This is a genomic window from Chryseobacterium sp. SIMBA_038 (assembly GCF_046535115.1).
GTDB lineage: Bacteria > Bacteroidota > Bacteroidia > Flavobacteriales > Weeksellaceae > Chryseobacterium.
Window position 1 is genome coordinate 530,216 of record NZ_JAWRXH010000001.1, and the last position, 16,742, is coordinate 546,957.

Genomic DNA, 16,742 nt, shown 5'->3' on the forward strand with positions numbered 1-16,742 from the left:
AACTTTATAACTACTTAAATGTAAGTGTTTTGAGTCTTTTGTGGTTAAAAAATATTTAAAACTAATCGAAATGAAAAAATTTATCATAGCAAGTGTATTCCTTATCGGAATCAACAATATACAGGCTCAAAAAAGTATTCCGTTATACACTGTTAAAGCACCCGGAACAGAAAGCTGGAAGCAGAAAGAAGCACAAACGTATTCGGATCTGTTTAAAACAGAGGTTGTTTACAATGTAGCACAGCCTTCAATTTTGGTTTTCGAAGCCGACAAAGTTAAAGCAAATGGTACAGCCATCGTTATTGCTCCGGGAGGTGGTTTTCAAAGTTTATCGATCAACAGAGAAGGGATTGATCTCGCAAAAAAACTCGCTGAAAACGGAATAACAGCCATTGTTTTAAAATACCGTTTACTGGAAACAAAATCCAACGATCCTGCCCGTGAAATGATGGAAAATATCAAAGACAGAAAAGCTTTTGACGCTAAAACAGCTCCGATCAAAGTAATGGCAGGCGAGGATATTAAAACCGCTATCTCTTATGTAAGAGCTCACGCTAAAGAATTAAATATTCAGACTGATAAGTTAGGTGTAATCGGTTTCTCAGCCGGAGCAAGTGTCATTTTAGAAAGTGTACTTCACAGTAAAGAGGCCTCAACCTTACCCAACTTTGCCGCATCTATTTACGGTGGTCCCAATGAGGATATTTTGAATTCAAAAATTCCGGGATCAATACCGATGTTTATTTGTGCAGCGACTGATGATCAGTTGAAACTGGCTCCAAAAAGTATTCAGCTTTACAATAAATGGCTGGATGCCGGACAGCCTGTAGAACTTCACATCTATGAGAAAGGAGGTCATGGCTTCGGAATGGGAATTCAGAATTTACCTGTCGACAAATGGTCGGATGTCTATTTTGACTGGTTGAAATTTCATAAATTTTTATAATTCTTATCATGAAATCAGTATTTTTTAATATAGTTTCTTTATTCGCAGCAGTATCTGTTTCGGCGCAGAATACTGCTGTGATTTCTGAAATGGACCCATTTGTAAAATCTCGTTACAGAGTGATTGTCGACAATGATTTTGGTGGTGATCCGGATGGATTATTTCAATTGGTTCATCAGATTCTTTCGCCATCAACAGAAATTCGGGGCATTATCGGTTCTCATTTAAAGCCGGGAGATCCGTTTGATTCATCTACAATTACCGCAGAAAATGCAGTGAAAAAGGTGAATGAAACCCTTACGATCATGAATCTTAAAGACAAATTTAAAATTTATCAGGGTTCAAATGATCAGCTAAAAGATCTGAAAACACCACAAATCTCAGCCGGAGCTAAAGCCATTGTTGCTGAAGCGATGAGAACAGATGTAAAAACGCCACTGTTTGTCGTATGTGGAGCCGGATTAACAGAAATTGCGAGTGCCTATCTGCTGGAACCGAAGATCGCTGAAAAAGTAATCGTTGTATGGATTGGCGGTCCTGAATATCAGGATCTGGCAACTCCACCACCGAATTTCACCCCTTTAGAATACAATCTTGGAATCGATATCAAAGCGGGACAGGTAGTTTTTAATCAATCTGATCTAAAAGTATGGCAGATTCCGAGAAATGCTTACCGACAGGCATTAATGTCGTATGCAGAACTGATGACCAGAGTAAAGGCGGAAGGAAAGACCGGAGCGTATCTGTCAAAAAAGATTGAAGACCTTATGGAAAGAACTCAGAAGTTCAATCTTCAAATTGGTGAAACTTACATTATGGGAGATAGTCCGCTGGTTCTGTTAACCGCTTTACAATCGTCTTTCGAAGCCGATCCGTCATCAAGTCAGTATGTATTAAAGAATGCTCCGAAAATCAATGATAACGGAACATATGAATACAATCCGAACGGAAGAAATATCAGGATATACAACAACTTAGATATCCGACTGATGTTCGAAGATTTTTATGCTAAACTCAAATTATTTAATTCAAACAAATAAAATATGAAGAAGAACCAATCTGCATTGATCAAACTTGTTCAGAAAGCCAAAAATTCAGGATTATTTCTTGTATTACTGGCGACATCAGCAGTTGCAAATGCTCAGCAAAATACTCAGACCATTACGGTAAATGGTCAAACCTTTAAAGATTTAAATAAAAACGGAAAATTAGATCCCTGGGAAGACAGCCGTCTTTCTGTCGATAAAAGAATTGATGCCATCGTCAAACAAATGACGAATGCTGAAAAAGTTGATTTGCTGATCGGAACAGGAATGCCCGGAATTGAAGTACTGACAGGACCTGTAGGAGATTCTAAACAGGGTCTTGTTCCGGGAGCTGCGGGAGGAACAGCCAATTTTGACAGATTCGGGATTCCTGCGACAGTAGTTGCCGATGGTCCTGCAGGGTTAAGAATAGCTCCGACCAGAGATAATGATTCAAAAAATTATTATGCAACGGCCTTTCCGGTGGGAACAGCATTGGCTTCCACCTGGAACAAAACCTTACTGGAGCAAGTGGGAAAAGCCATGGGAAATGAAGTAAAAGAATATGGAGTAGATGTCCTTTTGGCTCCGGCTTTAAACATTCACAGAAACCCGTTGAACGGAAGAAATTTTGAATATTATTCTGAAGATCCTTTAATTTCAGGAAAAACTGCTGCAGCAATTGTTAACGGAATCCAGTCCCAGGGAGTAGGAACTTCTGTTAAGCATTTTGCGGCTAACAATGAAGAAACCAACCGTTTGACGATCAATGCCCATGTTTCAGAACGTGCGATGAGAGAATTGTATTTAAAAGGTTTTGAAATTACGGTCAAAGAATCTCAGCCATGGACGGTAATGTCTTCTTATAATTTGTTAAACGGAGTCTATACTTCCGACAGTAAAGATTTACTGACTCAGGTTTTAAGAAATGAATGGGGCTTCAAAGGCATTGTAATGACCGACTGGTTCGGAGGTTTTCCGGGGTTTGAATCTATCCAAAGCGGAGGAATTTCTGATGTTGTAAAACAGATGAATGCAGGAAACGATCTTCTGATGCCGGGAATTCCCGCACAGAAAAAAGTACTTCTTGCCGCCCTGGATTCAGGGAAATTATCTCAGGAAGTTGCCAATCTCAATGTAAAAAGAATTCTTGAGTATGTTTTCCGTACTCCGACTTTCGCGCAATACAAATACAGCGATAAACCCAATCTTGCCCAAAATGCAGAAGTGACAAGAAATGCTGCCACAGAAGGAATGGTATTGCTTAAAAATGATAACAGTGCATTGCCTTTTGCCAATAAGCAGAAAGAAGTTTCCTTATTCGGAGTTACTTCTTATGCTTGGATCACGGGCGGAACTGGGAGTGGAAGTGTCAATAACAAACACACTGTTTCATTATTGGAAGGGCTGAATTCTGCAGGCTATCAACTGGATAAAGAATTGGTGGATTTATACAAGCCTCACGCCGAAAAAGAAGTAGCCGCGGAAAAGGAAAGAAGAAAAGCCAGAGGAATTTTAGCGTTGCCGGAAAGACTTCCCGAAATGAAAATGGATGATGCCTTCTTGGCTAAAAAAGCTGAAACTTCAGAAATTGCTTTTGTTACGTTAGGAAGAAATTCGGGAGAAGGCGGCGATAGAGTCGTTGATAATGATTTTAATCTGGCGACTGAAGAAATCGAAATGCTGGATAAAATTTCAAAAGCTTTCCATTCAAAAGGTAAAAAAGTAGTGGTAATTTTAAATATCGGCGGTGTTATTGAAACGGCATCGTGGAAAGATAAAGTAGATGCTATCTTATTGGCATGGCAGCCGGGTCAGGAAGGTGGACATTCTGTAGCGGACGTTATTTCCGGGAAAATAAATCCTTCCGGAAAATTAACGATGACTTTCCCTGTAAAATATTCGGATACTCCGTCTGCGAAAAACTTTCCGGGAGTTCCTGCTGAAAACCCAAAAGAAGTGACGTATGAAGAGGGAGTTTATGTCGGATACCGTTATTTCAACACCTTTAATGTAAAACCCTCATATGAATTCGGATTTGGAAAGTCGTATACCAGTTTCGATTATTCAAATATAAAAATCAGTTCACCAACTTTTAAAGATAAAATTCAGGTGAGTGTTACGGTTAAAAACAACGGAAAAGTAGCCGGAAAAGAAGTGGTGGAGTTGTATCTTTCTGCTCCGAACAAGTTGATCGACAAACCAAAATCTGAACTGAAAGCTTTTGCAAAAACGAAGGAATTACAGCCTGGTGAGAGTGAAACACTTATTCTGCAGCTTAATCCAAAAGATTTGGCTTCATTTATCACTGATAAAAGCGCCTGGATCGCTGAAAAAGGAAAATATAAAGTTTCTGTAGGGGCATCATCTTTAGACATTAAACAAAATGCGGAGTTTGAAGTCAATTCAGATATTACCGTAGAAAAAGTACAGCATGTTTTTCCTGCTGACAAACAGTTTAAGGATTTAAAACCTTAAAAATAAATAATGAAAAGAGGTTCAATACGAACCTCTTTTTTTTAATATGTATTATTCAATCCTCCATCCAGAGGAATATTGGTTCCGGTAAGATAAGCAGCATATTCTGAAGCTAAAAAAGCGACCAAATGACCATATTCTTCAGGTTTACCCAATCTTTTCATAGGAATTTTCTCTTCTCTTCCTTTTTTTATTTCTTCCGCAGATTGATTGCTTTGTTCTGCTTCGTGATCAATCAGTTTTTTGATTCGTTCAGTGTCAAAATATCCGGTGAGAACATTGTTCACCGTAATATTATGCTGTGCAACTTCATTAGCTAAGGTTTTTGCCCATGCTGCCACGGCAGAACGAATAGAATTTGACAGCACTAAATTATTAATTGGTGATTTTACCGACAAAGAAGAGACGTTGATAATCCGTCCGTGATTTTGTCTGATCATATAAGGTAACGCCAAATTTGTGGTTTCACAAACAGTCTTAAAGACCAGATCAAAAGCCTTCTGATAATCATCCACATTCTTTTCTAATGCAACTCCGGACTCAGGACCATTAGTATTATTGACGAGAATATCAATTGAATTGTTTTTAAAATACCCCGAAATAATCCCTCTGTACTTTTCAAAATCAGAAAAATCAGCTACCAGATATTGATGTATCTGTTCTTCGTTAATAACAGGTAAGGAAGCCACAAAGCTTTTTAATTTTTCTTCATTTCGAGCCATGACGGTGACATTTGCCCCACATTTCGCCAGTTCCAGAGCAATTCCGGCTCCGATTCCTTGGGTAGCAGCTCCTACCAGTGCATTTTTTGATATCAGTTGAATATTCATGAATGTATCTTTTCTAATTAATCTTATTAGATAAATGTACAAAAAAGTGCTTGAATTCAATGAAAAACAGAAATATTAAAACATTGTGTAGTTGGTGAATCGCTAAGGCGCAAAGTATAACTAAAAAACGTTTTAAGGCGCAAGGATTTTTTTATGAGTTGTTTATTTTATTCATCAAACAAAGGTTTTATTTGTTTGAATTTTATTTTTTAACGCAAAGATTTTATTGCATACTTTTGATTTTTAGGAGGCAAAGGCAAATAAAATTTGCTTCGCAAAGCTTGAAAATATAGCTTCACCAAATCAACTTGGTTGATTCTTCTTTGCTCACTTAAATAAATCATTCTTTAAAATAAAACTTTGCGTCAAAAAAACAGCTAAATTATTTAATAATCTTTTTATCAAAAGTCAATACAAATTAACAACATAATGATTAGAAATATTTACGCCTTGTGATTTTTCAACAAAAAAAATGAATTAAATACTCGAAAATAGATAATTTGTACAAATCTCTTTTTATAAAAATAAGTACCTTTGCTAATCTTAAAAAAGCATTCTTTTTCTGATTGATTTCATTAATCTGATAATTAATCATTAACAATTTGAAATCAATCAAAATTCAAGAATTCTATAATTAAATTTGAAGTAAATTTTTACCATGCAGATGAACGCTTCCAACGGTATATCGCGTACTGTGATTTGGCTAATGGCCATTATTTCCGGACTTGTAGTTGCCAACAATTATTATAACCAACCTTTATTGGGACTTATTTCGAAAGATTTAAATGTCTCTGAAAGTGCAGCCAGCAGAATTTCAATGCTTACTCAGATAGGATATGCGATTGGATTATTGATGATTGTTCCATTGGGAGATAAATTTTTGCGTAAGAGATTAATTCTTATCGATTTATTTTTAGTTTTTGGATCGTTATTGTGGATGACTTTTGCAACTCAATTATGGATGTTATACGCTGCAAGTTTACTGATAGGAGTGACATCTGTAATTCCTCAGTTATTCATTCCTATCGCCGCTGAATTATCTTCTGACAAAGAAAAATCATCCAATATCGGAACCGTTATGTCGGGCTTATTATTAGGAATTCTTTTATCAAGATTTATAGGCGGAATTGTAGGCGATGTCTGGGGATGGAGAGCTATGTTTGGAATTGCTGCAGGACTGATGATCTTGGTATGGTTTGCCGTGTACAAAATGTTACCCGAGATGCAACCTAATTTCAAAGGAACGTATAAAGAATTGATGCGTTCTGTGGGACATTTAGCCAAAACACAACCGATTTTACAATTAGCTTCATTCCGTGGAGCGATGGCATTTGGATCGATGTGTGCTTTGTTTACAACATTGGTCTTCCACATGGAAAAGCCACCATTCAATGCAGGTGCATCAGTTGTAGGAAGTTTCGGATTAGCAGGTGCGGTCGGTGCTTTAGCTGCAGCAAAAGTCGGGAAACTTCAAAAATTCTTAGACATCAACAGAATTATTTCTTATTCTTTATTGGTTGTATTGGGAAGCTGGACATTCACGTATTTTGCAGGAGAAACTTATTGGGGATTGATTGTAGGCGTAATCCTTGTAGATTTAGGTGTACAATCGAGTCACATTATGAATCAGACCAATTATTTTTTAATAAAATCTAACGCCGTCAACAGATTGAATACTGTCTATATGGTTTGTTATTTCATCGGTGGATCATTAGGAACATGGCTGGCTTCTATCGCATGGCAATATGCGCAATGGGATGGTGTTTGCTTCGTGGGAGCGTCTTTTGGATTATTGGCTTTGATTGCCCATATACTATTCTCTAACAAGGTTAATAAAGAGACTGGAAACTAGAGTGTTTTAAAGTTTAAAATATATGAATAAATCTCATTAATTTTCATCAACTTCCAATAGCTGTTCTTTTACTAATTTTTTATGTTTCTTCCCCCAATCTTCCAACTGTCTCCAAATAGGAATCAGTTCTCTGGCTATTTCTGTTAATTCATAATCTACTCTTGGAGGAACTTGGGCATACACAGTCCTTTTTAGTAATCCATCTTTTTCCATTTCTCTTAAATGTAGGGTAAGCATTCTCTCTGTGATCCCTGAAATTCGGTCTCTAATCTCACTGAAACGCAATTTGCCGTTTTCAAGCTTACATAAGATCAAGAGTTTCCATCTTCCTCCAGTTTTGCAAACTGCATACGTTAAATCACATTCCGTAATATATTGTGAATTAATACTGTTCGTTGAATTTTCCTTTTTCTTTGCCATTACTTACAAATTTGTTAGTACCATACAATTAACTGTGTACAGTGCAAATTTAGGGTTTGTATTCTAATTTTGCAGCATTAAAATTTATAAAAATATTTAGACTAAAAGAAAAATGAAAAAATTCGCATATATAGGATGTTTAGGCTTTCTGGCCGTTATCACAACAGAATTCGGAGTGATTGGTATTCTTCCTCAGATAGCTGAACATTATCAAATCAGTATCGATAAGGCTGGGTATTTATTAAGTGCTTTTGCATTGATTATTGCGCTTACAGGACCTTTTATGACATTATTGATGTCAGGGTTTGACCGTAAAAAAGTAATGTTTGCTGCCATATTTATGTTTCTGATCACGGGAGTTGTTTCCTCTTTTTCGCCACCTTTCTGGTTGCTGATGTTGGTGAGAATATTGCCTGCATTTTTACAGCCTGTTTACATTGCAAGTGCCTTATCGGTTGCAGTCTCTCATGCCGATAAAAAACACAGCAATGAATTGATGGGGATTGTATTCAGCGGTGTTGCACTAGCTATGGTAACTACAGTTCCTTTTGCGACATGGTTATCGAGTGTTTGGTCTTGGGAATCTTCTTTTATCGTTCAGTCTGTTGTGAGTGTAATTGCTTTGGCAGGAATTTATTTTTTACTGCCTCCAATGCCTGTAAAAGAGAAAAAATCTTACGGAAGTCAGCTTAAAATATTAGCACAGCCTACGTTTATCATCAGTACGCTGATGAACTTTTTCATGATCACGGCTTGGTTTTCCACCTACAGTTACTTTGCTGATTATCTGAATAAAGCAAAAGGAATGGACAGCACAATGATTAGCTATATGCTTTTTCTATTCGGCATCATCGGAGTTTTTGCCAATTGGATCTCAGGAAAAATGCTGAATAAAAATATCGCCGGATCTACTGCTTTTTTCCTTTCCGGAACTATTTTAGTACCTGTTTTATTATACTTTTCAGATGGAAATTTACTGGCAACCATTGTGGTCATTGGTATTTGGGGCTTTCTTTATTCTCCAAGTTTCCTTAACGCTTCCACGTATATGATCTCGTCAGTACCCCAATCATTGGAATTTGCCAACAGCCTGGCAACGTCATTCGGTAATTTAGGCGTAACACTTGGAACAACCGTAGGCGGATGGATGATCATCACAAAAGGGGTAGAATTTAATCCTTGGATTGGACTTGTTTTTGGGATTTTGGCATTCATCATGATGGGGGTGAGAAGCCTGTTGGAACGCAGAGAAAAAACTGTGGTACTATGCGGGGAATAAACCGTAATATATTTGGTCGAAATAGTCAGATATATTAACTTTGATTGACTTAAAATAAGTGAAGAAATCTTTACAGAAGATTCATTAAAGTATTAAAATAAGAAAAAATGAAAGTAGAAATCTGGTCGGATGTGATGTGTCCGTTTTGCTATATTGGAAAACATAATTTTGAACAGGCGCTTGAGAAATTGCCATTCAAAGATGAAGTAGAAGTAGAGTGGAAGAGCTTTCAATTGGACCCGACTTTAGATCCTTCGGAAACAAAAACTACGACTGAATATTTCAAAGAAAAGAAAGGATTTCCTGATGCTCAGGCTCAGCAAATGATTGGTCAGGTAGCACAGATGGGAGCTATGTCGGGAATTGATTTTAATTTTGAAAAAGCATTAATTACCAATACATTTTCATCCCATAAACTTATCCATTTAGCTAAAAAATACAACAAAGCTTCCGAAGCAGAAGAAGCCTTATTTGAAGCCCACTTTCTGGAAGGTAAAAATGTTGGAGATCTTGAAGTACTGGTTTCTATTGCTGAAAAATTAGGAATTGATAAGGAAGAAGCACGACAAGTTTTAAGTTCTGATCAGTTTGATAACGAAGTAAATCAGGATATTACAGACGCAAAAAGTAATGGAATTAGCGGTGTCCCGTTTTTTATTCTGAATGGAAAATACGCGGTTTCAGGTGCACAACCTGTAGAAGCTTTTGCAGAAGCCCTTCAACAGACGTATAAAGAAACTGTAGTTCCTTTTAAAGATATTTCTAGTGGTGGAGCTTCTTGTGATGCCGATGGTTGCAGCATTTAATATTCCTATTTCATGATAAAAATAAACGACGAACTTCATTTTCCTGTTTCCGATACGCTTTTTGTTTTTGCTTTAGATTCTGAAGCTGGAGAAGATTTTAATGATAAAAATAAATTGGTTACAGGAATTGGTAAAGTAAATGCAGCCATGGAATTAACCAAAGAAATTCATATCAGAAAACCAAAATTGATTGTAAATTTAGGTTCGGCAGGAAGCAAAAGTTTTAATAAAGGTGAAGTTATTTGCTGTACAAAATTTATCCAACGAGATATGGATGTAAGAGGTCTTGGATTCAGTTTATATGAAACGCCTTTGTCCGGAATTCCGCCTGTGTTGGAATATGGTTTGAAAAAGCAGGAGCTAAAAGAAGGCGTTTGCGGAAGCGGCGACAGCTTTGAGATGAATCACTCCGAAACTGATTATAATATTGTAGATATGGAAGCCTATCCATTAGCATTGATCGCAATGAAGGAAAATATTCCGTTTCTGTGCTTAAAGTATATTTCAGATGACGCCGGAAGCGATGCAGCAGACGATTGGGCGGTACAGGTCCATTTGGCTTCTGAAGCTTTTAAGAAAATATTATTTTCATAGTTTTAATTAAAATTCTAATCAATGCCATCAATTATCATTAATAAAGCTTCTCTTGAAGACCTTGAAACATTACAAAATCTAGGAATCCAAACATTTTCTGAAACCTTTGCAGAAAGTAATTCAGAAGAAGCGATGAAAACATATCTTGAAAAAAGCTTTAATACAGAAAAAATTAAATCGGAACTTAATAATCCCGATTCATTTTTCTTTATCGCTTGGGAAGAAGATGATGCGGTAGGATATTTAAAATTGAATTCCGGACAAGCTCAAACTGAATTACAGGATGAAACTTCTCTGGAGATTGAGCGTATCTATGTTAAGAAAAGTCATCACGGCAAAAAAGTTGGACAATTATTATATGACAAAGCCTTGGAAATAGCACAAAAACAGAAAAAATCATATTTATGGTTAGGTGTTTGGGAAGAAAATCTAAGAGCCGTAAATTTCTACACGAAAAACGGTTTTGTTGAATTCGACAAACATATTTTCAGATTGGGAGATGACGAACAGACTGATTTAATGATGAAAAAAATACTGTAATAATCTAAATTTCATGAATTTCAGAATCCGTAAAAACATAGAATCTTCCGCCTTTCGGAAGATTTTTTGTATCTAAGCCTGTAAACTCACTAAAAGCAGGAAGTAATAACTGATTTTCTGTCTGTACAAAACAGGGAAGTCTTATTTTTTTAATTGCAGAATTAAGTACAATTCCAGGATGAATATGACCTGTAATCTGAAAACCTGCGATTGATTTATCAAAATCATGCACAAAAACAAAATCATTAATTTTTAATTGATTAGCTCTAAAATCAAGACATAATTTTTGGACTAAAGTTTTGGAGATTCGGTCATGATTTCCTTCAACTAGATAAAATTTTATGTTTGAATACTGATTTTTCCATGAACAAAATTCATCAACATCAGAATTATCGCCGGCATGTAAAAGATCTCCGACAACAATAAATTTTTCAGGTTTAAAATATTCTATTAAAATTGATAATCGCTCTAAATCATTTTTCATAATATGATTCGCTAAGGCAATTCCGTTTTTTCTGAAATGAGCGGTTTTTCCGATATGAAGATCAGATAAAATCAAGGCTTTTTCTTTTTTCCAAAACAACGCACGCTGATTGGTTAAAGTGAAAGTTTCGTTTTGAATAATTGTATTTTTTGTTGCTAAATTCATATCTTTTTGTTAGAGGCTGGATGTCGGATGTAGGAAGCTAATCTATCATAAATTAACTATTGACTCATTGACAATTCATCCTTTTGTCATTTTTTCTTCGCCTGTTCAATCAATTTTTTAATCCTTGCATCTAAACTTTCGCTTGACAATGTCTGTCGTAAACTATCTACTTTTATCGGGAAGCTTAAAGGAGTAAAAGTATTGGCAAATTTCAAAATAATTTTCGATTTTTCTATTCTTTTAAAAGCTTCCACCAATCTTTGTTCCTGCAACTGCATATTAAAAACTTCAGTATAAGCTTGTCTTACGAGAAAATGATTGGGATCGTAATCCTCCAACACTTTAAAAATCAGACCTGCAGAACTTTGTAAAGCTTTATTTGATCGCTGTTGTCCCGGGAAATTTTGGATTACCATTCCTGAAATTACGGCTATATCTCTAAATTTTCGTCTTGCCATTTCAGCTGAATTAATACTTGAAATAACATCAACCATCAAATTATCTCTGGTTAATATTTTTTGTAAATTTTCTTCATTTAACGGAATTTCTTTATCGCTGAACAATTCAAAACCATAATCATTCATCGCCATTGAAAAGGAGATTGGTGCTAATTTTGAAATTCGGTAAGCAATCAATGCCGCCATCACTTCATGCACCAAACGTCCTTCAAAAGGATACATAAATAAATGATATCCTTCGCGGTTTTTAATTAATTCAACCAAAAATTCATCATCTTTCGGGATATGAGAACGTTCTTCCTGCTTTGCCAATAATGGATGTAAAAATTTCAGTTCTTTCTCAGAAGCTTTTGGATTCAGTGCGCCTGATAGTTTTTCTCTTAAAAAATGTCCTAAATTAGAGCTTAACGGCAATCTTCCGCCCAAATAACTTGGCGCCATCGCTTTTCCTTTCGATAACCGAACATAGACTGTCATGTCTTTCACAATCGCAACTTCCAACACTCTTCCGGCTAGTATAAATTTTTCTTCTTTTTTTAATCTTGAAATAAAATATTCCTCAACCATTCCGATATAACCACCTGAAATAAATTTCACTTTTAACATCGCATCACTTACGATTGCCCCCATGTTCATACGGTGAAGCATGGATATTTTTCGTGATGTTACTTTAAATAGACCATCTTCCATCACAACCACTTTGTGATATTCTTCGTAACTTTTTAAAGCACTTCCGCCAATCGTTAGAAACTCAAGGATACTTTTCCATTCTTCATCTCTAATTTCTTGGAAAGTATAAATTTGTTTAATCCTTTCATAGGCTTCCTTAGGATAAAATCCGTCACCAATTGCTAAAGTCATTAAAAACTGAACCAAAACATCAAAACACAACACCTGCGGATCCCGAGGTTCAATTACTTTTTGTTTAACCGCTTCTTTTAATGCCGCAACCTCGATCAATTCTAAAGAATGTGTAGGAACGCAGTATATTTTTGAGGTTTCAAAAGGAGAGTGACCGCTTCGTCCGGCTCTTTGTAAAAATCTCGCAACCCCTTTTGCTGAGCCAATTTGTATCACAGTATCAACAGGTTTAAAGTCAATTCCTAAATCTAAAGATGAAGTGGAAACGACAGCTTTTAATTTTCCATTACTCAAATTTTCTTCAATCCAAATTCTTAAATGGGCATCAATCGAACTATGGTGAATGGCAATCTGACCCGCAAAATCCGGATAAGCCTCCAGTAACAACTGATACCACATCTCACTCTGACTTCTGGTATTGGTAAAAACAATGGTTGATTTAGAAGCTAAAATAATAGGAACTACTTTGTCTGCCAATTTATGTCCAAGATGTCCGGCCCAAGGCAAAATTTCTACTTCATCCGGAAAAACAGGAATAATATCAATCTTTTTATGTTCTTTGGCGGTAATTTTAGTCTTTTTAATATCATAAGGAATTAAAGTTTCCAAGGCTTCATCTAAATTACCAATGGTTGCTGTAATTCCCCAAATTTTCATTTTCGGAACGTATTTTCTCAATTGAGAAACGCCTAACTCAACCATAACGCCACGTTTTGAACCTAACAATTCATGCCATTCATCCACCACAAAACATTGGAGATTTGTAAAGAATCGAAGGTGGTTTTTCTGTCCGAGAAGAAGATGTAAACTTTCGGGAGTTACCACCAAAATATCAGGCATATTTTTCACCTGTTGCTGTCTTACTTTAGGATCGGTGTCACCGTTTCGAACGCCTACGAGCCAATCTAGTCCAATCTCATCAATCGCTTCCTGCATTGCCTTTGCAATATCTTTTGACAGCGAACGGAGGGGTGTTACCCAGATCATTTTCAATCCTTTTTTATACTTTTCAGGATGCGTTAGAAAATCTGAAATTAGAGCTAAAAAAACGGAAAAAGTTTTCCCAAAACCAGTCGGAGCAATGACCATTCCGCTATATCCGTTGCCGAATTTCCTCCAGGTTTCTATCTGAAAATTGAAAGGGGAATTACCTTTATCAGCCATCCATTGTTGAATGACCTTAAATCCGTCGGTATTTTCAAATGCAGCCAAATTTTTTGTTTTTTGATTTTTAACGCTACGTTCGCAAGGATATTTTTAAAATATTTTCTGCATATTTTTTCGTTTTCAGCCAAGGTTTATTGCTATCATTTGCTGAACGAAGTGCCCTTGCGAACGAAAAATATTTTCAATTATAAATAAATTCTTTGTGTCTTTGCGTTTATAGATTTAATTTATTGTATCAGTTTTTTAATTTCTTCCAAATCATCAATTTCGTTCACGGTTTTATCTTTTCGCCATCTTACAATTCTTGGAAATCGTAATGCGACACCACTTTTATGTCGATTGCTGAAACCAATTCCCTCAAAAGCAATCTCAAAAACCAACTCCGGTTTTACGGTACGAACAGGCCCGAATTTTTCAATCGCATTTTTATTGACAAACTTGCTTACTTCCATAATTTCTTTATCCGTTAAGCCTGAATATGCCTTTGCAATTGTGACCAAAGCATCGCCATTTTTCACGGCAAAACTGTAGTCGGTGTAATAAGCGCTTCGTCTTCCGCTTCCTTTTTGAGCATAAATGAGAACAGCGTCAATCGTTAAAGGATTGATTTTCCATTTCCACCAATCGCCTTTTTTTCTTCCTGAATGATAAGGGGAATTCTTTTGTTTTAGCATCAAACCTTCACTATTAATATCTCTGGAATTTTCTCTGATTTGATTGAGATCTTCCCAGTTTTCAAAATCAATAACCTGAGAAAGTTTAATATTTTCAGGAGCTTGATTTAATAATAATTCCTCCAACATGGCACGTCTACCAGAGATTGGTTTTTCACGTAAATCTGTTCCTTCCAATTCTAAAAGATCATAACAAAAAACTTCAATCGGAATTTCCGAAAGCATTTTTTTAGTTAAATTTTTTCGGTTTAATCTTTTTTGTAATTCATTAAAATTTAACACCTTACCATCTCTTACCGCAAGTATTTCTCCATCTAAAACAAAGTTTCCTTTCATTTCCTGTATTGTTTCTGCGACTTCAGGGAATTGTTCTGTCACCAATTCTTCTCCTCTCGACCAAATGAAAACTTCATCATTTCTTCTGATAATTTGTCCGCGAATTCCGTCCCATTTATATTCAACTTGCCATTCTTCTGGAGTTCCAAGTTCTCCCAATTCTTTTTCTAAAGGATAAGCCAAACAGAAAGGATAGGGTTTAGAATTATCCGGGTTAATATTTTCCGCTGAAATCAGTTCTTTAAATGAAACTTCATCAGGTTGCCATTTTCCCATTAAACTGTGCATTAACGTGCTTGCTTCCTGTCCTGAAAACTTTGTTAAAGAATTAATTAATGTTTTAGAAGACACTCCAATACGGAAACTTCCGCCTAGTAATTTATTGAAAATCAAACGTTCTGTATAATCTAATCCATTCCATGAATGTAAAACGAATTCTTTTTTCTCTGCTTCAGTTTTATTTTTTAAACTGATAATTTCATTCATCCATTCAGACAATGTCTTATCAATTTTTTCCGTTGGAGGAGGAAGAATTAACGAAATAGTTTCGCCCAAATCTCCAACCGAAGAATAGCTTTCCTGAAACAGCCAAAATGGTAATTGGGTAATTTCCAATGCCCATTCTTTCATATAATTGGTGTTGACATTTCGTTTCGGTCTTTTACCCGTAAACAGGGCGATAAACCATAATTTATCTTCATCGGGAGCGCGTTCCAGATAATCAATAATGGCGTCAATTTTTGCGTTGGTTTTGTTGGTACTTTCCAAAGCGTTGATCAATTCTGCAAAATGTTTCATGGCTTAGGATTTTCAATGGTTTCTTTTTCTTCTGCCTGTTCTTCATCATCGCCATATAAGGTTTCTACGACATCAGATTTTATTCCGATTTCATTTAAATATTTAGAAAAAACTTCAGTTTGTCCGTGGGTTACATGAACAATTTCCGCTTCTGTCGCTTTAATGGCTTGCAATAATCCTTTCCAATCGGCATGATCGCTCATCGGGAATCCGGCATCGGCACTTCGCCATCTTCGCGCACCGCGAACCTGCATCCAGCCTGAACAAATGGCAGTTGCAGCATCAGGTATTTTTTTAATTACATTACTATCCAACAAAGCGGGTGGAACAATCACAATGTCGCCTTGAACATGTTTTATACTTTCTCTAAAATCAGGAATTTCATAGTCTGGAAGTACAATTCCGACCTCTTCAAATGCTTTGTTGAGCTTACCGATAGAGTAGTGAACATGGATTTTCCCCATTCCCTCAACCGCTTTCATAATTCTCTGAGCTTTCCCCAAAGAATAACCGATAAAAACAGATGTTTTTTGATTTTCCTGATTTCGTAACACCCAGTTTTGAAGTCTTTTATTAAGATCAGGAACTTCCAGCCAATTATAAATAGGAAGTCCGAAAGTACTTTCTGTAACAAATTCATTGCACTTGACTAATTCAAAAGGTGTGCTCAATCCGTCATCCTGAACTTTATAATCTCCGGAAACCACACTTACATATCCTTTATATTCCAAACGGATTTGGGCAGAACCAATGATATGGCCAGCCGGATGGAGTGAGAGCTTAACACCATTGATATCCAAAACTTCACCATATTGTAATGTCTGACATTCAATATCGGGAGAAATTCTTTGGTGTAAAATAGGTTTAGTGAAATGGTGGCAAAGGTATTTTTTCATTCCCCAACGGGCATGATCGGCGTGACCATGCGTGATAACTGCAAAATCAACAGGTCGCCACGGATCAATGTAAAATTTTCCTTGCGGACAGTAAATACCTTTATTAGTGAATGTGATTAGTTTCAATGGTGTG

14 protein-coding genes are annotated in these 16,742 nt (G+C 36.2%); 8 read left to right on the plus strand and 6 right to left on the minus strand.

Annotated elements, in window-relative coordinates; all coding sequences use genetic code 11:
- Positions 1-70: 70 nt before the first annotated feature.
- The 3 genes from SB689_RS02415 to SB689_RS02425 are packed head-to-tail and all read left to right on the plus strand — an operon-like array spanning position 71 to position 4,449.
- A complete protein-coding gene (locus tag SB689_RS02415) occupies positions 71-946 on the plus strand; it encodes an alpha/beta hydrolase (RefSeq protein WP_410690540.1) in 876 nt (291 codons plus the stop codon).
- Positions 947-954: 8 nt separating this feature from the next.
- Positions 955-1,986 (plus strand): nucleoside hydrolase, encoded by a 1,032-nt coding sequence (locus SB689_RS02420; protein ID WP_410690541.1) that lies wholly within the window; start codon positions 955-957, stop codon positions 1,984-1,986.
- Between the two features lie 3 nt (positions 1,987-1,989).
- A complete protein-coding gene (locus SB689_RS02425; protein ID WP_410690542.1) occupies positions 1,990-4,449 on the plus strand; it encodes a glycoside hydrolase family 3 C-terminal domain-containing protein in 2,460 nt (819 codons plus the stop codon).
- Positions 4,450-4,490: 41 nt separating this feature from the next.
- Here SB689_RS02425 and SB689_RS02430 read toward each other — a convergent pair whose 3' ends face one another.
- Positions 4,491-5,279 carry an SDR family oxidoreductase gene (locus tag SB689_RS02430; RefSeq protein WP_410690543.1) on the minus strand — a complete coding sequence of 263 codons (789 nt, stop codon included), beginning with the start codon at positions 5,277-5,279 and terminating at the stop codon, positions 4,491-4,493.
- Positions 5,280-5,937: 658 nt separating this feature from the next.
- Between SB689_RS02430 and SB689_RS02435 the strand changes: the two genes are divergently transcribed.
- Positions 5,938-7,131 (plus strand): MFS transporter, encoded by a 1,194-nt coding sequence (locus tag SB689_RS02435; RefSeq protein WP_410690544.1) that lies wholly within the window; start codon positions 5,938-5,940, stop codon positions 7,129-7,131.
- A 36-nt stretch (positions 7,132-7,167) separates the two neighbouring features.
- On the opposite strand, the gene SB689_RS02440 is transcribed toward SB689_RS02435, so the two are convergent.
- Positions 7,168-7,551, minus strand: a complete 384-nt coding sequence (locus SB689_RS02440) for a winged helix-turn-helix transcriptional regulator (protein WP_410690545.1) — start codon at positions 7,549-7,551, stop codon at positions 7,168-7,170.
- Between the two features lie 112 nt (positions 7,552-7,663).
- On the opposite strand from SB689_RS02440, the gene SB689_RS02445 reads away from it, so the two are divergent.
- From SB689_RS02445 to SB689_RS02460, 4 genes are all read left to right on the plus strand, one after another.
- Positions 7,664-8,830 carry an MFS transporter gene (locus tag SB689_RS02445; protein WP_410690546.1) on the plus strand — a complete coding sequence of 389 codons (1,167 nt, stop codon included), beginning with the start codon at positions 7,664-7,666 and terminating at the stop codon, positions 8,828-8,830.
- A gap of 107 nt (positions 8,831-8,937) precedes the next feature.
- Positions 8,938-9,636: a DsbA family oxidoreductase gene (locus SB689_RS02450; protein ID WP_410690547.1), complete on the plus strand. Its 699-nt coding sequence runs from the start codon at positions 8,938-8,940 to the stop codon at positions 9,634-9,636.
- A 12-nt stretch (positions 9,637-9,648) separates the two neighbouring features.
- Positions 9,649-10,230 carry a nucleosidase gene (locus tag SB689_RS02455; protein ID WP_410690548.1) on the plus strand — a complete coding sequence of 194 codons (582 nt, stop codon included), beginning with the start codon at positions 9,649-9,651 and terminating at the stop codon, positions 10,228-10,230.
- A 21-nt stretch (positions 10,231-10,251) separates the two neighbouring features.
- Positions 10,252-10,770, plus strand: a complete 519-nt coding sequence (locus SB689_RS02460) for a GNAT family N-acetyltransferase (protein ID WP_410690550.1) — start codon at positions 10,252-10,254, stop codon at positions 10,768-10,770.
- 4 nt (positions 10,771-10,774) lie between these two features.
- Here the strand turns inward: SB689_RS02460 and pdeM are convergent, their stop codons facing one another.
- The 4 genes from pdeM to SB689_RS02480 form a co-directional block, all read right to left on the minus strand.
- The gene (gene pdeM, locus SB689_RS02465) at positions 10,775-11,419 is read right to left on the minus strand and encodes a ligase-associated DNA damage response endonuclease PdeM (protein WP_410690551.1); all 645 of its coding nucleotides are present in this window, start codon (positions 11,417-11,419) and stop codon (positions 10,775-10,777) included.
- 86 nt (positions 11,420-11,505) lie between these two features.
- Positions 11,506-13,950: a ligase-associated DNA damage response DEXH box helicase gene (locus SB689_RS02470; protein WP_410690552.1), complete on the minus strand. Its 2,445-nt coding sequence runs from the start codon at positions 13,948-13,950 to the stop codon at positions 11,506-11,508.
- 182 nt (positions 13,951-14,132) lie between these two features.
- Positions 14,133-15,713, minus strand: coding sequence for an ATP-dependent DNA ligase (locus SB689_RS02475; RefSeq protein ID WP_410690553.1), 1,581 nt, complete (start codon positions 15,711-15,713; stop codon positions 14,133-14,135).
- Positions 15,710-16,735 carry a ligase-associated DNA damage response exonuclease gene (locus SB689_RS02480; RefSeq protein WP_410690554.1) on the minus strand — a complete coding sequence of 342 codons (1,026 nt, stop codon included), beginning with the start codon at positions 16,733-16,735 and terminating at the stop codon, positions 15,710-15,712. The genes SB689_RS02475 and SB689_RS02480 overlap by 4 nt, the downstream gene beginning before the upstream one ends.
- Positions 16,736-16,742: the final 7 nt, after the last annotated feature.